The organism is Cupriavidus sp. 05T313 (genome assembly GCF_056396665.1).
This window is the reverse complement of the sequence record NZ_JBFTLX010000034.1, coordinates 47,698-67,225: the sequence shown is the minus strand read 5'-3', so window position 1 is coordinate 67,225 and position 19,528 is coordinate 47,698. Positions and strand designations below refer to the sequence as shown.

The following is a 19,528-nucleotide window of genomic DNA, read 5'->3' as shown; positions in this document are numbered from 1 at the left end:
GGTATGGCCTGAACAAGATCATCCAGCCGAAGGCCGGCAAGACCATCGTGGTGAGCGCGGCTTCCGGCGCGGTCGGCAGCGTAGTGGGCCAGCTGGCCAAGCTGCAGGGCTGCCGCGTGGTCGGCTTTGCCGGCGGCAAGGACAAGTGCGACTACGTGGTCAATGAGCTGGGCTTCGATGCCTGCATCGACTACAAGGCGGCCAAGGACAGCAAGGAGCTGTACACCATGTTCAAGGAAGCCACCCCGGATGGCGTGGACGGCTACTTCGAGAACGTGGGGGGCGAGATACTCGATACGGTGCTGGCCCGCATGAACGCCTTCGGCCGCATCGCCATCTGCGGCATGATCGCCGGCTACGATGGCCAGCCGATGCCGCTGAAGAACCCGCAACTGATCCTGGTGTCGCGCCTGACCGTGGAAGGCTTTATCGTGTCCGAACACATGGACGTGTGGCCGCAAGCGCTGCAAGAGCTGGGCACCGCCGTGGCGCAAGGCAAGCTCAAGTTCCGTGAGAGCGTCGCGCAAGGGCTGGCGAGCGCGCCGGAAGCGTTCATGGGCCTGCTCAAGGGCAAGAATTTCGGCAAGCAGCTGGTCAAGCTGGTGTAAGGACGGGCCTGCGGACGTTCCCTCTCCCGCTTGTGGGAGAGGGAACGCAAACCGGTGGTATGAATGACGAAAAAAAGGAGACACCCCATGAATGCTCCAGCAGAACAAGCCAGGCCGCTGGCCGATCAGGACGAAATGGCTGCCGGCCTGTCCGAAGAGGTGAAAGCCAAATATCGCGTGCTGCCGCGTCCGCCCAAGTTCGATACGCCGGCCGAGGAACGCCTGCACCGCAAGCAGCGGCTGGCGGCGGCCTTCCGGCTGTTCTCCAAGTTTGGCTTCGATGAAGGCGTGGCCGGCCACATCACGGCGCGCGATCCGGAGTTTCCGGACACGTTCTGGGTCAACCCCTTCGGCGTGCACTTCAGCCAGGTCAAGGTCTCCAACCTGATCCGCTGCGACCACCACGGCGAAGTGGTGGAGGGCGACTACCCGGTCAACGCCGCCGCCTTCGCCATCCATTCGCGCGTGCACCAGACCCGTGCCGACGCAGGGGCCGCCGCGCACTCGCACAGCACGTATGGCCGTGCCTGGTCCACGCTGGGCCGGCCGCTCGATCCGCTGACACAGGACGTGTGCGCCTTCTACAACGACCATGCCCTGTACGACGATTTCGGCGGCGTGGTGGTGGAACTGGACGAGGGCCAGCGCATTGCCACCGCGCTCGGCGGCAACAAGGCCGCAATCCTGCAGAACCACGGGCTGCTGACTGTGGGCAAGACGGTGGACGAAGCCGCCTGGTGGTTTATCACCATGGAGCGTTCCTGCCAGGTGCAGTTGCTGGCCGAGGCTGCCGCCGCGCGCACCAACGCGCCCCTGAAGGTCATCTCGGACGCGGCCGCGCGCCAGGCTTACTCGATCGTCGGCACCGCGCAGGCAGGCTGGTTCCAGTTCCAGCCGCTGTACGCCCGCATCGTCAAGGAACAACCCGACCTGCTGGATTGACGCCATGGCTGCCTTCGCACCGTTTACCGGCAAGGTCGTTCTGATTACCGGCGCCTCGGACGGCATCGGCGCGGAACTGGCCGTGCTGCTGGCCCGGCAAGGCGCGCGCCTGGCGCTGGCGGCCCGCCGCGTGGACATGCTGCACGCGCTGGCGGAACGCATCCGCCGCCAGCACCCGGCCGCCGACGTGGCGGTCTGGCGCGCCGACGTGTCCGACGAGGTCGATTGCAGGCGGCTGGTAGCCACCGTGGCTGCGCAATATGGCGGGATCGATGTGCTGGTCAATAACGCTGGCGTGTCGGCCCACGGCTACTTCGAGCAAGTCTCCGACTACAGCTACTACGAGCAGGTGATGCGCGTGAACTACTTCGGCGCCATGTGGTGCACGCGCGAGGCGCTGCCATACCTGCGCCAGCGCGGCGGCCTGATGGTGGCGGTGTCCAGCCTGGCCGGCAAGATCGGCGTGCCGGGCCGCACCGCCTACTCGGCCAGCAAGTTCGCGCTGGCGGGCTTTTGCGAGGCGCTGCGGGCCGAACTGCGCGGTACCGGCGTGGATGTGTGCGTGGTGTTCCCTGGCGTGGTGGCGACCGATACGCGCATCAACGGCTTCGGCCCGGACGGGCGCGCGCTGGGCGAAAGCCGGCTGCGCGAGGATGACGCCATGACCGCGCAGGAATGCGCGCGCCAGATGCTGGGCGCCATGGCGGCACGCAAGCGCGAACTGGTGATGACGGCCAGGGGCAGGCTGGGCCTGTGGCTCAGGCTGCTGGCGCCCGGCATGGTCGAGAACATGGCGCTCAAGGCCCTGAAGCAGGCGGGGCGGTAACGGCAGCAATCAGGACAATTTCAGCTGGACAACAAGAGCGACAACGACAACATGGCCGATCTAATCCTTCACCAGTACGCAACCTCGCCGTTCTCAGAAAAGATCCGGCTGCTGATGGGCGCCAAGGGCCTGGCCTGGCAGGCGGTGGAAGTCCCGCCGATCCTGCCCAAGCCGGATGTGGTGGCGCTGACAGGCGGCTACCGGCGTACCCCGATCCTGCAGGTGGGCGCGGACATCTATTGCGATACCGCGCTGATCTGCGAGGTGATCGACAGCGTGGCGCCCGCGCCCGCGCTGTACCCCGCGGCGCAGGCGGCCAGCGCGCGTGTCGCCGCGAGCTGGTTCGATACCGCGCTGTTCACCGCCGCCGTGACTTACCTGTTCCAGCCGGCCGGTGCGCAAAGCATGCTGGGCCATCTCACGCCAGCGCAGATCCAGGCCTTCGCCGCAGACCGCAAGGCCATGCGTGGCGACACCAATGCGTTGCGCATGCCCTTGCCCGAGGCCATCGCGCTGCTGCACGAAACCTTCGGCCGGCTGGAGCAGCAATTCACTGCCGGCGTGGCGCACGTGGCGGGGCCCGAGCTGTCGGTGGCGGATTTCTCGCTGTATCACAACGTCTGGTTTATCCGGCGCGCCAGCGAACTGGCCCGGCTGCTGGACGCGTATCCGGCCGTGCAGGCCTGGTATGACCGCATGCAGGCCTGCGGCCATGGCACCGTGCGGGTGATCGGCAGCGAGGCCGCGCTGGACGTGGCGCAACGCACCGATCCGCTGGCGCAGACCGGTGGGGTGGCGGCCGACAGCGGTTTTGAGGCCGGCGATGCGGTTACCGTGACGCCGACCGACTACGCGCGCGACCCGGTGGCGGGCGTGCTGGTGGCGCTGGATGCGCACCGCGCCGTGCTGCGCCGGCAGGACCCGCGCGCGGGCGCGGTCAATGTGCATTTCCCGCGCCAGGGCTATCAGGTGCTGCGCGCGGGCTAGGACCGGCGCGCGGCGGGACTGGCAAGACAACCCCATACCAACCAGAGCAACCAGAGGCAGACAACATGAAGCAATTCCAGGGCAAGGTGGCAGTGATCACTGGCGGCGCATCCGGCTTCGGCAAGGAATTCGCCAGGCTGGGAGCGGGACTCGGCATGAAGCTGGTGCTGGCGGACGTGCAGGAAGATGCACTGGACGCAACGGTGGCGGAATTCAAGGCGCAAGGTGTGCCGGTCGTCGGCGTGCGCGTGGACGTGTCCAAGGCGGAGCAGGTCCAGGCGCTGGCCGATGCCGCCATCGCCGCCTTCGGCCAGGTCAACCTGCTGTTCAACAACGCGGGCGTCGGCGCGGGTGGACTGATGTGGGAGAACAGCGAGCGCGACTGGGAGTGGGTACTGGGCGTCAACCTGTACGGCGTGATCCACGGCGTGCGGATCTTCACCCCGCTGATGCTGGCCGCCGCGGCCAAGGACCCGTCGTTCGAAGGCCATATCGTGAATACGGCTTCCATGGCCGGCCTGCTAAGCCCGCCTGCGATGGGTGTCTATAACGTTTCCAAACACGCCGTGGTTTCCTTGTCCGAATCGCTGTACCAGGATCTCAGCCTGGTCAGCGAGCAGGTGCGTTGCTCGGTGCTATGCCCGTATTTCGTGCCGACCGGCATCACGCAATCGGGCCGCAACCGCCCCTCGGAACTGGCCAACGAGGCGCCGCCCACGCGTTCGCAACTGGTGTCGCAAGCGCTCTCGGACAAGGCGGTCAGTTCGGGCAAGGTCACGGCCGCAGAAGTGGCGCAACTCACCTTCGATGYGATCCGCGACAACGGTTTCTATATTTACTCGCATCCGCAGCAACTGGCGCCCGTGCGGCAGCGCTTCGAAGATATCATTAGCCAGCGCAACCCGAGCGATCCGTTCGCCGACAAACCGGAGGTGCGCGCGGGACTGGTCGCGGCCCTGCGCGGCGAGTAAGCCGCCAGGCGGCGGACAGGGCATCGGCTGGTGGACCGGACGACCTGCCGGCCCTGGGCGCCGCGGGCGGCAGCCAGTCCATCGGAGACAAGTCAGCCATTGCGGCAAGGGAGGATTCCATGACCAAACCTGCAGTCATTCGCCATCTGCAGTACGCCACCTTACCCAACGGCACGCGCCTGCATTACGCCAGCGCGGGGGAGCGCGGCAGGCCGCTGGTGCTGTTCGTGCATGGCTTCCCGGAATTCTGGTACGAATGGGAAGAGCAGCTCGCCGAGTTCGGCAAGACCCACTACGCGGTGGCGCCGGACCTGCGCGGCTTCAACCTGTCGAGCAAGCCCGCCGACGTGGAATCCTACCGGCCGCGCCACATTGTCGAAGACCTGGTGCAGTTCATCAATGCGCTTGGCTATTCGCACTGCGTGGTGGTGGCGCACGACTGGGGCGGGGCGATCTGCTGGAACCTGGCCATCCAGTTTCCGAAGATGGTCGAGCGGCTCGTCATCATCAACTCCCCGCATCCTTACGTGTTTGCCAGGGCCCTGACCAGCGATCCGCAGCAGCAGGAAGCCTCGGCCTATATGAACTGGCTGCGCGCGCCGGGATCGGAAGACGCGCTGGCGGCCGACGGCTTCGCCAGGCTGGAGAGTTTCCTGACCGGAGGCGGCAAGCAGCCCGCGCCCTGGTTTGCCGGCGAGACACGCGAGAAATACCACGCTGCCTGGTCGCAGCCTGGCGCCGGCGGCTCGCACTCGCTGACCGGCGGCGTCAACTATTACCGCGCCTCTCCGATGCATCCGCCGGGTCCCGGCGAAACGCCGCCCGATATTTCCAAGCTGGACCCCGCGGCATTTACGGTAAGGGTGCCGACCCTGGTGATCTGGGGCGAGCGCGATACCGCGCTGCCCAGGAGCCTGCTGGATGGCCTGGATAAGTTCGTCCCGGACATGCGGCTGGAACGCATTCCGGACGGCACGCACTGGGTCATCCACGAACAACCGGAGCGCATCAACCTGCTGATCCGCAGCGCCTTGCCCTGAACCGCGCCTGACGCGGCTGCCTTTCCGGCCAGCCGCGTCAGGCGTTTGCCGCAGCGCTGGCCCGGTGGGAAACCGGCGCACTGTGCATGGGGCAGCGTGCCGCCGGCTGCTACATTGACCGGATTCGACAGCGCCGGTGCGCGCAAGGAAGGTCAAGATGAAGACGATCGGACTGATCGGCGGCATGAGCTGGGAATCCTCGGCCGAGTACTACCGCCTGATCAACCAGGACATGAAGCAGCGCCTGGGCGGCCATCACAACGCGCGCAGTGTCATGGTCACGGTGAGCTTCGAGCAGATCAAGGCACTGCAGCACGCGCAACGCTGGGACGAACTCGGCGAGTGCATGCAGCAGGCCGCCTTGCAGGTACAGGCGGCGGGAGCGGATTTCGTGCTGCTCTGTACCAATACCATGCACCGCGTGGCGCCGGCCCTGGAAGCCGCGCTCGACATTCCCTTCCTGCATATCGTCGATCCCACCGCGCAGGCCTTGCGCCGCTCCGGCATCACGCGGGTCGGCCTGCTCGGCACGGCCTTCACGATGGAGCAGGACTTCTATCGCGGCCGCATGCAGGAGAAGCATGGTATCGAAGTGGTGGTGCCGGAGGCCGCGGACCGTGCGCTGGTCCACGGGATCATCTATGACGAACTCTGCCATGGCATCGTGCGCGACGGCTCGCGGGATGCGTACCGCCGGATCATCGATGGCTTGCAGGCCCGGGGCGTGGGCGGGGTGATCCTGGGGTGTACCGAGATTGCGTTGCTGATCGGGCAGGATGATGTGGCGCTGCCGGTGTTCGATACCACTGCGCTGCATGCACAGGCGGCGGTGGGATGGGCGCTGGAGGGGGCGGTGGCCACGCGCTAGACCAGGCACGGGGGAGGGAGAGGACGTTTCGGGAGCCTGCACCTAGTGAAGCTTGGGGCGATGCGCCACACCAARACGCTCCGACAAATCGTCGAGACGCTTGTCCAGTGTCCATAGCTGCGCGCCTGGTGTGATCAGAGTGGAAGCCAGTAATGAGACGTCTACCAGGCCGCAACCTAGCCCATACAATTTCTCGTGTTCGATAAACGCCATTACCTCTGCAAGGCTAGCCTGCTGGGCAGGCTGCAACAGTCCGATGTCCCCGAGTGTCCGGGTACGTGGTGCCGGAGGCGTCCCGAAAGCCAATTCAACCACGACCATAGGATGGGTCAGTGCTTGATCTGACAGGATCAAATTGACCAGTGCGTTATTGCGGTTCCTAAAATGATCTACCCATACCGAAGTGTCGACGAGTACGCTCATTTCGCTTGAGGCCCCGTACGGCGACGCGACACATCTTGCATGTCTGGAGCGGTACCACCGAGGGCCGCGAGGCGCTTGGCCGCTTGTACCCGGACGAACGTCTTAATCGCCTCCCGAAAGAGGTCAGATTTGTCCATGCTGGGGTCGGCCACGTCTAGCGCTTGTTCATAGAGGGCATCGTCGATCATGACGGTAGTGCGCATAACGTGCTCCTTGCCTCAAAGTTGATGTAAATTTGCACCAATAACAGCATCTCGGCAAGGCGCTCGAAGCTGGCGTTTTCCGCTGTTGCACGCGGCGGACTTCGTCGTGGCGGCTTCTCACGGGAAGCGCGATGCCGCGGAATGCCGAAGCCCGTGGCAGTCGTCGCGCCACTTCCTCTCGATGCGCATGCGTCTTATCCCTTCGTGAAGATTTCCAGGAGATGCTTGCTCGGATCTTCGAAATAGATTCTGCGGCAGCCATCGTCCGTGCTGACCTCGCCGGGGCGGCGGCGGTATGGGTCCGACCAGTACATCAGGTTGCGCGCGCGGATTCGGGCGAGGCTTTGCCCGAATTCGACGTCGCTGATCAGAAAGGCATAGTGCTGCAGGGCAACATCGCCTTGCGCGTCCATGAAGTCCAGGGTGACTTCGTTGTCCAGCCGTACGGCAAGAAACGGCCCGAACGGCACGGCAGCGGGACGTCCGAGGATCTCGCAGAGGAAGTCGGCGGACACCTTCTTGTCATGAGAAAAGACGATGGTGTGGTTGAGCTGGATGGCCATGTCGCAATCTCCGGGACGAGGTATGTGCAAGCGGAGCCCACGCTGAACCCTTACGAGCGCGCGGATATTGCTTGCGGCTTGCTGGTCCAGCCAATCCGGTGCCGCATCTGCGCGGCCACGCGCCGGGCATCATCTTCCGCATGCAGGTGGGCGCTGGTGGTGGGCAATGGACTCGTGCCCGAAATTGTCTCTGGCAAACCGCAGGTTCACCTGCTGGCCATGCAACCAACCGGGAATCGCCAGCGCCCGATGCCCGGTTGCCTGAAATCGCTTCGGCCACGTTGCGGCAAGCACCGCCGGCGTGGCCCGAAGCTCAACGCGATCAACGCAACGCGATCAACTCAACCGATGCCGGTACAGCCGGTAATTCTCATCGTCGAAGCACACAAAACTGACCTGCTCGATGCTGGGGGCCGCCGCCAGCGCCTTGCGCACTGCCTCGATGGCAATATCCACGGCCCGCTCGCGCGGGAATCCGTAGATGCCGGTGCTGATGTTGGGAAAGGCGATGGTCCGTAGCTTGTGCTGCGCGGCCAGCGCGATGCTCGCCTGATAGGCGCTGGCGAGCAGGGCGTCTTCGTCGTGGCCGCCCCCTTGCCAGACGGGACCGACCGCATGGATGACGTAAGGCGCGGGCAGCAGGCCGCCGGTGGTCATCACCGCCTGGCCGGTGGGGCAGCCGCCCTTGGTTTCGCGGATGCCGCGGCAGGCGGCCATGATGGCGGGGCCGCCGGCGCCGTGGATGGCGCCATCGACGCCGCCGCCACCGAGCAAGCCGCTATTGGCGGCATTGACGATGGCGTCGACTTCCATGCGGGTGATGTCTCCGTGCAAGACCTGCAGGTGTTCCCCTGTCATGACCTCTTCTCCGTGCTGGTTGGATAAAGCTGGACCGCCCCGGCTGTTCCGCGCACCTGTGCTGCCGGCCCGCCGCGGCACTTACATGGATTCCGCCAGCATACGCCGATAATCCGCGGCGCTGGCCTCTTTCGGGTTGGTCTTGTGGCAATGGTCCACCAGCGCACCGGCGATCACCTTGTCGAACATGTCCTCGGTGACGCCCATCTGGCGCAGGCCGGTGGGCAGCCCGAGGCGCGCCGTCATGTCATGCACGGCCTGGGCCAGGTCGGCATCCGCGGGCAAGCCCATGGCGTGGCGCAGGCGGGCGTAGCGGTTGTCGCGCACCACGCTGGGCGCGTCGGCGTTGAAGCGCAGCACGGCCGGCATCACCACCGCGTTCAGGGTGCCATGGTGCAGGCCGGTCTTGCCGTCCACCTTGAGGCCGCCCAGCGGGTGCGACAGCGAGTGCACGCAGCCCAGGCCCTTCTGGAAGGCCATGGCGCCCTGCATGGACGCGCTCATCATGTTCAGCCGTGCCTCGCGGTCCTGGCCGTCACGCGTGGCGCGTTCGATGTGCTTCCAGCCGCGTTCCAGGCCGTCCAGCGCGATGCCGTCAGCGGGGGGGTTGAAGGCGGGTGCCAGGAAGGTCTCCACGCAGTGCGCGATCGCATCCATGCCGGTGGCGGCGGTCAGGCTGGCCGGCAGGCCCAGCGTGAGGCCCGGATCACAGATGGCGGACTTGGGCAGCAGGTGCCAGGAGTGGAAGCCGAGCTTGCGGCCGTCTTCCAGGATGATGATGGCGCCGCGCGCGACTTCGCTGCCGGTGCCCGCGGTGGTCGGCACGGCGATCAGCGGTGCGGCGCGCTCGGTGATCCTGGCGCTGCCGCCTTCGATGGTGGCGTAGGTGGTCAGCTCGCCGGGATGGGTGGCGAGGATCGCAATGCCCTTGGCCAGGTCGATGGAGGAGCCTCCGCCCACCGCCACCAGTCCGTCGCAGCCGCCTTCCCGGTATTGCGCGGCGGCCTTCTTGACCATCGCCTCGGTCGGGTTGGAGGGGGTTTCGTCGAAGATCCCGTGCGGCAGGCCGCCCAGGGCGTCGATGGCCTGCTGGGCTACTCCGGCGGCGACCACGCCTTTATCCGTCACGATCAGGGGGCGGCGGATGCCGATGCGCTCGCACTCCGCCTTGAGCTGGCCGATCGTGCCGAAATCCAGGTGGATATGGGTGAGGTAATAAATGAAGGCCATCTATGCTGTCTCCGTCGGTGAGGGGTTTTATTTTCTTCTGACGATGGCCGATGATCGCGCAAAACCTGCCGATCTGGCCAGCCCCGGCTAAATTTCATAGGCTTTGCTGCCGAAACATACGGAATCATACTAAAATCGAACGATCGTTCACAATTCGAACATCCGGCATGCCAGAGCGGCCGGCGCTTCGGTTTGCCGAAGGTTCGTTGCCACTACACTGACCGTCTTTCATGTCCGCTGTTCCGTCTGCCTCCGTGTCCGCCCAGCCCGCGCCTGCCATGTCCGGCATGCCCACGGCCCCGCTCGACCCGCAGGTGGCGGCACTGCTGGAGTTGATCGGACGGGTCAAGCGCCCATCCATCCACGAACTGGATCCGGCCGACGCCAAGATCGCTTACGAGAAGAGCGCGCCCATCATGGATATCGCGCCGCAGCCCGTGCACAGCGTGGAAAACCTGAGCGTGGCCGCGCGCGATGGCTACGATATCCCGGTGCGCCTGTACGCGCCACGCGAGGCCAACTGGACCGAGCCGCTGCCGCTGTTGCTGTATTTCCACGGCGGCGGCTTCACGGTGGGCAGCGTCAATTCGCATGATCCGCTGTGCCGGTTGCTGTGCGCGCAGGCGGATTGCATGGTGCTGTCGGTGGACTACCGCCTGGGCCCGCAGTGGAAATTCCCCCACGCGGCGAACGATGCCTTCGACGTGATGCAGTGGGTGTTCGACGAGGCCGCGCGCCTGGGTGCCGACGCCAGCCGCATCGCCCTGGGCGGCGACAGCGCGGGGGGCACGCTGGCCAGCGCCTGCGCGGTGCACGCGCGCGATCTCGGCCTGGCGCCGGTGCTGCAGATGCTGATCTACCCCGGCACGTGCGCCCGCCAGGACATGCCGTCGCACCGCGCGCTGGCCGAGGGCTACCTGCTGACGGCGCCGATGATCCAGTGGTTTTTCGCGCAATACCTGGACAGCGAAGCCAGCCGCGACGACTGGCGCTTCGCCCCGCTCGATGGCGGCGGCCAGGGCGCCAATGTGCACGGCTGCTGTCCCGCCTGGATCGCCGTGGCCGGCTACGATCCGCTGCACGACGAAGGCGTGGCCTACGCGGCCAAGCTGCGCGCCGCGGGCGTGCCGGCGCATCTGGCCGACTACCCGGGCATGATCCACGATTTCTTCAAGCTGGGGCGCTTCGTCCCGGCGGTGGCCGGCGCCCATGGCGACGCGGTCGCCGCCTTGCGCATCGTCTTCGATGGCGGATGAGCGCGGCTCGCCGGACACCGCCGGCAGCCGGATCGAAGCGGTCGCAGAACCCCCGGTTTTGATGGCTTTACCAGTAGTGCATTACTTGTACTTGTAGTAGCAATTGCAATAGCAACAGGAGACAGAGACTCATGCATCGCCGCCAATTCCTCGCCCATGCGGGCGCGCTCGCCGCTACCGCGGCAACCCTCGGCCTGGCCAGCGCGCCGGCCCTGGCGCAGGCGGACAATTTCCCGCAACGGCCGATCCGCCTGATCATCGGCTATACCGCCGGGGGCTCCACCGACCTGCCGTTCCGCGTGCTGGCGGAAAACGCTTCCAAGATCTTCGGCCAGCCGGTGATCATCGAGAACAAGCCGGGAGCGGGCGGCGTGCTGCCCGCCCAGCTGATGCAGTCGACCCAGCCTGACGGCTACACGCTGGCGCAGGTAGCGATGCCGGTCTACCGCCTGCCGTACACCACCAAGATCAACTGGGACCCGGTCAAGGACCTGTCCTACGTGATCAACCTGGCCGGCTACTCGTTCGGCCTGGTGGTCCCGGCGGATTCGCCAATCAAGACCATGCAGGAATACATTGCCTATGCGAAGGCCAACCCGGGCAAGCTGACCTACGGCTCGCCGGGTTCGATGACCACGCTGCACCTGACCATGGAAGAGCTGGCCATGAAGCAGAACGTGCAGTTCTCGCATATCCCGTACAAGGGCAACTCGGAATCCATGCAGGCCCTGCTGGGCGGTCACGTGATGTCGGTGGCCGATACCCCGGCCTGGGCGCCGTACGTGGAATCGGGCAAGCTGCGCCTGCTGTCGACCTGGGGCGAGAAGCGCTCGGCGCGCTTCCCCAATGTGCCGACGCTCAAGGAACTGGGCCTGGGCATCGTGCAGACCTCGCCGTTCGGCGTGGTGGCGCCCAAGGGCACCGATCCGAAGATCGTCAAGAAGCTGCATGACGGCTTCAAGAAGGCCATGGAAATGCAGAACTACCGCGATGCGCTGGCCAAGTTCGACATGGAGCCTTACTACATGAGCAGCGAGCAATATGCCAAGTTTGCGGCGGATACGGTCAAGAAGGAAAAGGCCATTATCGACAAGCTGGGGCTGAACAAGCCGCAATAAGCAGGGCATAGCCTGCCTTGAGCCGGCGCCGCCCTGTCAGGGGCTGGCGCCGTTTTCATATCGGGCCGGTTTTCGGCCGGCAATCAAGGGGAACGCCGTCATGGCAAAGGAAGATTTCCGTCACAGCATGCCGCTGCGCGTGCGCTGGGCTGAGGTCGATCCGCAGTCGATCGTCTTCAACGCGCACTACCTGACCTACTGCGATATCTGCGTGACGGAGTACTGGCGTGCGCTGGGGATCCGGTATCCGGAGGACGTGCTGCACGCGCATGGCGTTGATATTTTCGTGGTGAAGTCCACGCTGGAGTATCACGCGTCCGCGCGCTTCGACGACATGCTGGAAATCCGGGGGCGTATCGCACGTCTGGGCCGCTCCAGCATGTTGTTCCGCGTGGAGATGTATCGTGGCGACGAGCACCTGATTACCGGCGAGATCGTCTATGTGTGCGCGGACCCGGCCACGAAGAAATCGGCGCCGGTTCCCGGGCCGGTACGGGAAACGATCACGGCTTATGAGGCCGTGAAGCCGGACGCCTGAGCCGGCTGGCTCCCGGCTGCGCGGTGGTTGCTTAAGCGGCGGCGCTGGCCTGCGTGCACGCCAGCGCCGCTCGAAAAGGCGCCTGGAAACTCAGCGCGCCGCGATACCGGCATCCTCCATGTAGGCCCGGATCACCGCATCGAAATCCGCGTCCCCCTGGAACCCCAGCGCCAGCGCCCGCGCCGTGTTCCACGCGGCGGGCCAGGTGCCGACGATATTCTCGATGCGCGCCTCGCGCTCCCAGCTCACCCGATCCGCCACGGCATCGCCGGCCACGCGCCGCAACGCCGCCACCATCTCCCTGGGCGTTACCGACAGCCCCGGCAGGTTCACGGTCCGGCGCTCGCCGAAATCAAGGCCATCGATTTCCATGCCGCGCACCAGCGCAGCGATGGCCCCGCGCGGCGACAGCAGCCACAGCGGCGTGTCCGGCGCCACCGGGCAATTGGCCGCCTCTCCAGCCAGCGGCTCGCGAATGATCCCGCTGGCGAACGACGATGCCGCGGCATTGGGCTTGCCCGGCCGTACGCTGATGGTCGGCAGCCGCAGCACGCGCCCGTCGACAAAGCCGCGCCGGCTGTAATCCGACAGCAGCAGCTCGCCAATCGCCTTTTGCGCGCCGTATGAGGATTGCGGGTTGAGCGCGGTATCGTCCTGCACCACGGCGGGCAGGGTGCCGCCATACACGGCGACCGAACTGGTGAACACCACGCGCGGCCGATGGCCCTGCGCGCGGCAGGTTTCCAGCAGCGCACGGGCGGCGTCGAGATTGACGCGCATGCCCAGCTCAAAATCCGCTTCCGCCTGGCCGCTGACGACGGCCGCCAGGTGGAACACCGCGCCGGTACGGGCATCGACGGCCTGTGCCAGCACCGCGGGGTCGGACAGGTCGCCCGTGACCACGCGCACGCGTGCGTCGTCCAGCGGGGGCGGGGCCACCACGTCGAGCAGGGTCAGGCCTTCGATGGCGGCCGGCTTGCCGTCGATGTCCAGGGTGYCGCGCTTGAGCAGCAGGCGGGCCAGTTGCAGGCCGAGAAAGCCGGCGCCGCCCGTGATCAGTACATGCATCTTGATCTTCCAGTTGTCTTGCAGTTGATTGGTTCGTGCCGCAAGCGGGCGCTTAGCCCTTCAGGTAAGGCTTGAGCCAGCCCAGCCCCGCCGAGGTGCCGGCGCGCGGCCGGTATTCGCAGCCGATCCAGCCGTCATAGCCAAGCCCGTCGATCACATCGAACAGGTACGGATAGTTCAGTTCGCCCAGATCCGGCTCGTGCCGCTCGGGCACGCCGGCGATCTGGATATGCCCGATGCCGGCAAAGTCACGCTTGAGCTTGACGGTGAGGTCGCCTTCCACGATCTGGCAGTGGTAGCAGTCGAACTGCACCTTCAGGTTGGCCGCCCCGACTTCCTTGCAGATGGCCTGGCCGTCGTCCTGGCGGTTGAGGAAATAGCCGGGCATATCGCGGGCGTTGATGGGCTCGATCAGCACGGTGATGCCTTGCGCGGCGGCGGCACGGGCGGCGTGCGCCAGGTTCTCCAGGTAGCAGGCACGATGGCGCGCGCGATCGGCGCCGGCGGGCACCAGGCCGGCCATCACGTGGACCTTGTCGTTGCCGATCACGGCCGCGTATTCCAGCGCGCGGGCGAAGGCATCGCGAAAACCGGCCTCGCGTCCCGGCAGGGCCGCCATGCCGCGCTCGCCGGCGTTCCAGTCGCCCGGCGGCGCGTTGAACAGGGCCTGGGTCAGCCCGTTGGCATCGAGGCGAGCCCGGATCTCGGCAGCGGGATGTTCATAGGGGAAGAGGTACTCCACGGCCTTGAAACCGTCCGCCGCCGCGGCGGCGAAGCGGTCCAGGAAGGCGTGCTCGGTGTACATCATCGACAGGTTGGCGGCAAAGCGCGGCATGCGGTGCTCCAGGAGAAAGGGTGGTTCTTGTGTCTTGGCTTAGCGGTTGACCAGCTTGCCCGGCGTGAGCCAGACCAGCCCGGCGCCAAGCACCAGCATGGCCGACAGCACATACATGCTCGACTGCGTGCTATGGGTGAGGTCGGTCAGGTAGCCCACCATGTACGGTGCCACAAAGCCCGCCAGGTTGCCCACCGAATTGACCACGGCAATGCCGGAGGCGGCGGCCAGGCCCGACAGGAAGGCGGTGGGCAGCGACCAGAACAGCGGGGCACAGGTCAGCACGCCGGCGGCGGCCAGGGACAGCGCGGCGATGGCCACCACCGTATTGTGGGTAAACGAGGCGGCAATGGCAAAGCCCACCGCGCCCATCAGCGCCGGCACGATCAGGTGCCAGCGGCGCTCGCGGCGGGCGTCGGCGCTGTGGCCCAGGAAGTTCATCACCACGATGGCGCAGACAAAGGGAATGGCGCTGAGCAGGCCGATATTGAGGTTGCCCTTCACGCCGCTGGTCTTGACCAGGGTGGGCATCCAGAAGGTCAGCGCGTATTGTCCGGTGACGAAGCAGAAGTAGATCAGGCACATCCACCACACGCGGCGATCCGAGAACACCGCGCGCAGCGAGTGGCCGGTGCCCGAGGCATTGGCCTGGCGCGAGTCTTCCTCGATATTGCGCTTGAGCACGCGCTTCTCGTCGGCGTCCAGCCAGGGCGCCTGGTCGATGCCGTTCTTGAGCACGAACACCGTGATCACGCCGATCAGCAGCGCGGGCAAGGCTTCGAGCAGGAACATCCATTGCCAGCCGCGCATGCCGCCGTAGTCATGGAAGGCGTCCATGATGAAGCCCGACAAGGGATTGCCGAACATGCCGGCCACCGGGATGCCCGACATGAACAGCGCGATCATCTTGGCGCGCCGGTTGGCGGGGTACCAGTAGGTCAGGTAGAGGATCACGCCGGGATAGAACCCCGCTTCGGCCAGGCCGAGCAGGAAGCGCATGATGTAGAAGGTGGCCGGCGTTTTCACGAACACGAACAGCGCCGAGATGATGCCCCACGTGATCATGATCCGCGCAATCCAGATGCGCGCGCCCAGTTTGTGCATCAGCAGGTTGCTGGGCACCTCGAACAGGAAGTAGCCGATGAAAAACAGTCCGGCGCCGAGGCCGAACACGGTCTCGGAGAAGGCCAGGTCCTGCGCCATCTGCAACTTGGCGAAGCCCACGTTGACGCGGTCCAGGTAAGCGATCACGTAGCACAGCATCAGGAAGGGCATGATGCGCCAGAACACCTTGCTGTAGGCGCGCTTTTCGATGTCCCGGTCGATGCCCCGGTCGATGTCTTGGCCGGCGCCGGTCAGCGCGGCCTGGGTGGAAGTATTCATGGTTGTCTCCGTTGTTTCGGCTTGATGCCGGCCTGGATCCGGTCCGGATCGGCAAGCCGAGGGCGAACGCTGCCCTTGCCGCGGCCCGAGGGGAAATCGGGGCGTGCGGCCGGGCCGTTCTGTTTTGCTTATGTTTGTGGTTGTGCTCTGCCTACCAGCGCGCCTTGAAGGTATTGCGCAGTTCGGCCAGGGCGTGCTCGTCGAGCGGGTCGGGCTTATCCTTCAACATCAGCCAGAGCCTGGCGGTTTCTTCGAGTTCCTCGAGCGCGAACGCCGCGCGCGAGACGGTGGTCTCCCACATCACCGGGCCAAGGCGCGCGAGCAGCACGCCGCGCACTTCAGGGGCAAGCCGGGCAACGCGCGCCGCCACCGCCGGGTCACCCGGCCGGTGGTAGGGAATCAGCGGGATATGCCCCACCTTCATCACGTAGTAGGGCGTGATTGGCGGCAGCACATCGTCCGGCTGCCAGGCGCCCGCCAGGCTCAGCGCCACCAGGTGGGTGGAGTGCGTGTGCACCACGCCGTGCGCCTGCGGGTTGTTGTCGTAGATGGCGCGGTGCAGGGTGAGCGTCTTGGACGGTTTGTCGCCGGCCACCCAGTTGCCGCCGCTGTCCACCTTGGCAATGGCGGCGGGGTCCAGCATGCCGAGGCAGGCGTCGGTCGGCGTGATCAGCCAGCCGTCGTCCATGCGCGCGCTGATATTGCCGGCGCTGCCGACGGTGTAGCCACGCTGGTAGAGACTGGCGCCGATGCGGCAGATCTCTTCGCGCAGGCTGGCTTCGGTGCTCATGCTTCACCTCCGAGCTGGCGCAGCGCTTCGTCGAAGAAGTCGACGCCGCCGAAATTGCCGGATTTGAGGGCCAGCGCCAGCGGTTGGGCCTCCAGCGTGACAGTGGCGGGCACGCCCGGCGCGATCTGCGTGCCGATGCGCAGCGCTTGCACGCCCAGCGCCTGCACCACCGCGCCGGAGGTTTCGCCGCCGGCCACCACAAAGCGGCGCGTGCCGCGGGCCTTCAGCGCGGCGGCGATGGCGGCCAGCGCCTGCTCTACCAGATGGCCGGCACGTTCCACACCGAGCGCGGCCTGCGCGGCCTTGACCGCTTCAGGCGTGGTGGTTGCGTAGACCAGCACCGGCTCCGCATGCGAGGCAATCAGGCCGAGTGCCTGCTCCACCAGCGGCGCGCCCTTGGCCAGCGCGAGCGGGTCGATGCGCAGGGCCGGGCGCTGTTGCTCCAGCCACCGGGCCACCTGGGCATTGGTTGCCCTGGACGCACTGCCGGCCAGCACCACGGCAGGGCCGGCAACCGGGGCGACGCGATCGGCGTCCGCGCGCGCCGGCAGCAGGCCCGCGCGGCGGAAATTGGCAGGCAGGCCGAGCGCCAGCCCGGAGCCACCGGTGAGCAGCGGCAGTTCGGCGCAGGCTTCGCCAAGCGTATGCAGGTCGGTATCGCTGACGGCGTCGGCGATGGCAAGGCGCACGCCGTCGCCGCGCAACGCTGCAATGGCTTGCCGGACGGCCGCGCTGCCGCGCGCCACCGCGTCGTAGCGCAGCAGGCCAACCTTATCCTGGCTTTGCCGCTGCAGCACGCGCACCAGGTTGGCGTCATGCATCGGCGTGAGCGGGTGGTGCTCCATGCCCGATTCGCTGAGCAGTACATCGCCTACGAACAGGTGGCCACGGAAAATGGTGCGGCCGTTCTCGGGAAACGCCGGGCAGGCAATGGTGAAGTCGCTGCCCAGCGCCGCCAGCAGCGCCTCGGCCACCGGGCCGATATTGCCTGCGGCCGTGGAGTCGAAGGTGGAGCAGTACTTGAAGAAGAACTGGCGGCAGCCCTGTGCCTGCAGCCAGCGCAATGCATCCAGCGACTGCGCGATCGCGTCGTCCGCCGGGATGGTGCGCGACTTCAGCGCTACCACCAGCGCATCGGCATGCTCCACGCCGGGCAGCGCTTTACCGCCGGCTGGTACGCCGATGGTCTGCACCGTGCGCATGCCGTTGCGCACCAGCGTATTGGCCAGGTCGGTGGCGCCGGTGAAATCGTCGGCGATACAGCCGAGCAGGGCGCGCGGGGATTCGTTCTGTGCGGTCATGCTGGCGTCCTCAGTCGGCCTTCTTTCCCGGCAGGTCGATGCCGGGGAACACCTTGATCACGGCGGAATCGTCTTCGCCGCCGTGCCCGGCGCTGGACGCCATCATGAACATCTGGTGCGCCGCGGCCGACAGGGGCAGCGGGAATTTGCTGGCGCGCGCGGTATCGAGCACCAGGCCGAGATCCTTGACAAAGATGTCTACCGCCGACAGCGGCGTGTAGTCGCCCGCCAGGATGTGGGGCACGCGGTTCTCGAACATCCAGGAGTTGCCCGCGCTGTTGGTGATGACCTCATACAGGGCCTCGGCATCCACGCCCTCGCGCAGGCCCAACGCCATCGCTTCGGCCGCCGCGGCGATATGCACGCCGGCCAGCAGCTGGTTGATGATCTTGACCTTGGAGCCCGCGCCATGCGCGTCGCCCAGGCGGTAGACCTTGCCGGCCATCGCGGCCAGCACGTCCTCGGCGAGCGCGTAGGCTTCGGCCGGCCCGGAAGTCATCATGGTCATTTCGCCGCTGGYGGCGCGGGCGGCACCGCCGGAGACCGGCGCGTCCAGCAGCAGAATGCCGCGCTCGCCCAGCCGCTTGCCCAGCGCCTGCGCAAAGCTCGGCGGCACGGTGGCGCTGGCGATCACCAGCGTGCCGGGGCGCAGGCTGCTTGCCGCGCCTCGTTCGCCAAACAGCACGGCCTCGGTTTGCGCGGCATTGACCACCAGCGTCACCACCACATCGCATTGCCCGCCCAGTTCGGCCGGGCTGGCGCAAGGGATGCCGCCGGCGTCGGCAAAGCGCTGCAGCACTTCGGGCCGCAGGTCGCACGCGTGTACCTTGAATCCGGCGCGCAGCAGGCTGTGCGCTACGCCGTTGCCCATCGCGCCGAGGCCGATGACGCCAATTGATTTGCTCATGAAGACTCCTGCCGGGAGGGCGGTGATCAGTGGGACGGGCCGCGCGCGGGCGCTTCGGCAAGGTCGGCTGCGGTGCCGGGCTGTCCACCCAGGGACAGGCGCCGCGCCGCGTTGTACATATGGGTCTGCGCCGCGTTGCGCGCGGCCAGCGCGTCGCCGGCACGGATGGCGGCAACAATGGCCTGGTGTTCCTCGCGCACCTGGCGCGAGAAGTCCGAGCGGCGCGCCTCGTTGGTACGGGTTACGCGGGTTGCGGTTTCCAGGTATTGGCTCAGGAAAGCCAGCGTCTTGAGGAAGAAAGGGTTGCCGGTAGCCTCGGCGATGGTCCGGTGAAAGGCCACGTCGGCGGCCACGCCGTCGCCGCCGGCGGCTTCCTCGGCGTCGATGCGGGCCAGTGCGGCATCGATGGCCACCATGCTGGCGTCCGTGCGGTCGCGCGCCGCCTGTGCCGCTACCTCAGCCTCGATGGCGCGGCGCAGTTCGACGATGTGCAGCACGGATTCGAGCGTGGCCACATCGGTGTAATCGATCCGCAGCGGCCGGATGCCAGCCTGCTCGGTGACGAAGACGCCGCTGCCCTGGCGCGACTCCACCACGCCTTCGTGACGCAGCCGGGCGATGGCTTCGCGGATGACTGTGCGGCTCACGCCGAATTCGTCGGAGAGCACCGCCTCGGTGGGGAGCTTCGCGCCGCGCGCAAAGGCGCCGCCTTCGATCTTCTCCAGCAGTTGTTCAGCAACGGTGTCTGTCAGGGCTCGGGCCGGGACTTTCTGGAACACGGGACGCTCAGGTGATTGGGTAATATGGTCATCA

Annotated in this window: 22 protein-coding genes; 10 read left to right on the top strand and 12 right to left on the bottom strand. The window is 66.5% G+C overall.

The features are described 5' to 3' along the window. The 7 genes from AC1DKD_RS10945 to AC1DKD_RS10915 form a co-directional block, all read left to right on the top strand. Positions 1 to 608: zinc-binding dehydrogenase (locus AC1DKD_RS10945; RefSeq protein ID WP_477143274.1), on the top strand; the 608-nt coding region annotated here is incomplete at its 5' end. Between the two features lie 87 nt (positions 609 to 695). Continuing rightward, a complete protein-coding gene (locus tag AC1DKD_RS10940) occupies positions 696 to 1,550 on the top strand; it encodes a class II aldolase/adducin family protein (protein ID WP_441628639.1) in 855 nt (284 codons plus the stop codon). Between the two features lie 4 nt (positions 1,551 to 1,554). Further along, entirely contained in the window at positions 1,555 to 2,376 is an 822-nt protein-coding gene (locus AC1DKD_RS10935; protein WP_441628637.1) for an SDR family oxidoreductase, read from the top strand. 51 nt (positions 2,377 to 2,427) lie between these two features. Further along, a complete protein-coding gene (locus AC1DKD_RS10930) occupies positions 2,428 to 3,363 on the top strand; it encodes a glutathione S-transferase family protein (protein WP_441628635.1) in 936 nt (311 codons plus the stop codon). 65 nt (positions 3,364 to 3,428) lie between these two features. Then, complete coding sequence (locus AC1DKD_RS10925) at positions 3,429 to 4,334, top strand: SDR family oxidoreductase (RefSeq protein ID WP_477143273.1); 906 nt, start codon at positions 3,429 to 3,431, stop codon at positions 4,332 to 4,334. 119 nt (positions 4,335 to 4,453) lie between these two features. Then, entirely contained in the window at positions 4,454 to 5,374 is a 921-nt protein-coding gene (locus AC1DKD_RS10920) for an alpha/beta fold hydrolase (protein WP_441628631.1), read from the top strand. A 157-nt stretch (positions 5,375 to 5,531) separates the two neighbouring features. Further along, positions 5,532 to 6,242, top strand: coding sequence for an aspartate/glutamate racemase family protein (locus AC1DKD_RS10915; RefSeq protein WP_441628629.1), 711 nt, complete (start codon positions 5,532 to 5,534; stop codon positions 6,240 to 6,242). A 42-nt stretch (positions 6,243 to 6,284) separates the two neighbouring features. Here the strand turns inward: AC1DKD_RS10915 and AC1DKD_RS10910 are convergent, their stop codons facing one another. From AC1DKD_RS10910 to AC1DKD_RS10890, 5 genes are all read right to left on the bottom strand, one after another. Next, complete coding sequence (locus AC1DKD_RS10910) at positions 6,285 to 6,665, bottom strand: type II toxin-antitoxin system VapC family toxin (protein ID WP_477143272.1); 381 nt, start codon at positions 6,663 to 6,665, stop codon at positions 6,285 to 6,287. Next, positions 6,662 to 6,868 carry a type II toxin-antitoxin system VapB family antitoxin gene (locus AC1DKD_RS10905; RefSeq protein ID WP_441628625.1) on the bottom strand — a complete coding sequence of 69 codons (207 nt, stop codon included), beginning with the start codon at positions 6,866 to 6,868 and terminating at the stop codon, positions 6,662 to 6,664. Before AC1DKD_RS10905 ends, AC1DKD_RS10910 begins: the two co-directional genes overlap by 4 nt. Positions 6,869 to 7,062: 194 nt before the next feature. Continuing rightward, positions 7,063 to 7,431, bottom strand: a complete 369-nt coding sequence (locus tag AC1DKD_RS10900) for a VOC family protein (protein WP_441628623.1) — start codon at positions 7,429 to 7,431, stop codon at positions 7,063 to 7,065. A 336-nt stretch (positions 7,432 to 7,767) separates the two neighbouring features. Then, the gene (locus tag AC1DKD_RS10895; protein ID WP_441628621.1) at positions 7,768 to 8,289 is read right to left on the bottom strand and encodes an O-acetyl-ADP-ribose deacetylase; all 522 of its coding nucleotides are present in this window, start codon (positions 8,287 to 8,289) and stop codon (positions 7,768 to 7,770) included. Positions 8,290 to 8,370: 81 nt separating this feature from the next. Continuing rightward, the gene (locus AC1DKD_RS10890; RefSeq protein WP_441628619.1) at positions 8,371 to 9,519 is read right to left on the bottom strand and encodes an iron-containing alcohol dehydrogenase; all 1,149 of its coding nucleotides are present in this window, start codon (positions 9,517 to 9,519) and stop codon (positions 8,371 to 8,373) included. A gap of 287 nt (positions 9,520 to 9,806) precedes the next feature. Here AC1DKD_RS10890 and AC1DKD_RS10885 point away from each other — a divergent pair, with 287 nt between their 5' ends. The 3 genes from AC1DKD_RS10885 to AC1DKD_RS10875 all read left to right on the top strand — a co-directional run bounded on the left by AC1DKD_RS10885 (position 9,807) and on the right by AC1DKD_RS10875 (position 12,431). Next, positions 9,807 to 10,775 (top strand): alpha/beta hydrolase, encoded by a 969-nt coding sequence (locus tag AC1DKD_RS10885; RefSeq protein WP_441628706.1) that lies wholly within the window; start codon positions 9,807 to 9,809, stop codon positions 10,773 to 10,775. A gap of 131 nt (positions 10,776 to 10,906) precedes the next feature. Next, a complete protein-coding gene (locus tag AC1DKD_RS10880; RefSeq protein ID WP_045236343.1) occupies positions 10,907 to 11,893 on the top strand; it encodes a tripartite tricarboxylate transporter substrate binding protein in 987 nt (328 codons plus the stop codon). Between the two features lie 100 nt (positions 11,894 to 11,993). Next, positions 11,994 to 12,431, top strand: coding sequence for a YbgC/FadM family acyl-CoA thioesterase (locus AC1DKD_RS10875; protein WP_441628617.1), 438 nt, complete (start codon positions 11,994 to 11,996; stop codon positions 12,429 to 12,431). Positions 12,432 to 12,521: 90 nt separating this feature from the next. Here the strand turns inward: AC1DKD_RS10875 and denD are convergent, their stop codons facing one another. The 7 genes from denD to AC1DKD_RS10840 all read right to left on the bottom strand — a co-directional run bounded on the left by denD (position 12,522) and on the right by AC1DKD_RS10840 (position 19,494). Further along, the gene (gene denD, locus AC1DKD_RS10870) at positions 12,522 to 13,499 is read right to left on the bottom strand and encodes a D-erythronate dehydrogenase (protein ID WP_477143271.1); all 978 of its coding nucleotides are present in this window, start codon (positions 13,497 to 13,499) and stop codon (positions 12,522 to 12,524) included. Positions 13,500 to 13,551: 52 nt separating this feature from the next. Beyond that, positions 13,552 to 14,334: a 2-oxo-tetronate isomerase gene (otnI, locus tag AC1DKD_RS10865; RefSeq protein ID WP_441628613.1), complete on the bottom strand. Its 783-nt coding sequence runs from the start codon at positions 14,332 to 14,334 to the stop codon at positions 13,552 to 13,554. Positions 14,335 to 14,373: 39 nt separating this feature from the next. After that, a complete protein-coding gene (locus AC1DKD_RS10860; RefSeq protein ID WP_477111165.1) occupies positions 14,374 to 15,717 on the bottom strand; it encodes an MFS transporter in 1,344 nt (447 codons plus the stop codon). A 151-nt stretch (positions 15,718 to 15,868) separates the two neighbouring features. Continuing rightward, entirely contained in the window at positions 15,869 to 16,507 is a 639-nt protein-coding gene (gene otnC / locus AC1DKD_RS10855) for a 3-oxo-tetronate 4-phosphate decarboxylase (RefSeq protein WP_441628609.1), read from the bottom strand. Next, positions 16,504 to 17,808 carry a 3-oxo-tetronate kinase gene (gene otnK, locus AC1DKD_RS10850; RefSeq protein WP_441628607.1) on the bottom strand — a complete coding sequence of 435 codons (1,305 nt, stop codon included), beginning with the start codon at positions 17,806 to 17,808 and terminating at the stop codon, positions 16,504 to 16,506. Before otnK ends, otnC begins: the two co-directional genes overlap by 4 nt. 10 nt (positions 17,809 to 17,818) lie before the next feature. After that, on the bottom strand, positions 17,819 to 18,715 hold the full coding sequence (gene ltnD, locus AC1DKD_RS10845; RefSeq protein ID WP_477143270.1) for an L-threonate dehydrogenase: 897 nt from the start codon (positions 18,713 to 18,715) through the stop codon (positions 17,819 to 17,821). 26 nt (positions 18,716 to 18,741) lie between these two features. Continuing rightward, on the bottom strand, positions 18,742 to 19,494 hold the full coding sequence (locus tag AC1DKD_RS10840; protein ID WP_441628603.1) for a FadR/GntR family transcriptional regulator: 753 nt from the start codon (positions 19,492 to 19,494) through the stop codon (positions 18,742 to 18,744). Positions 19,495 to 19,528: the final 34 nt, after the last annotated feature.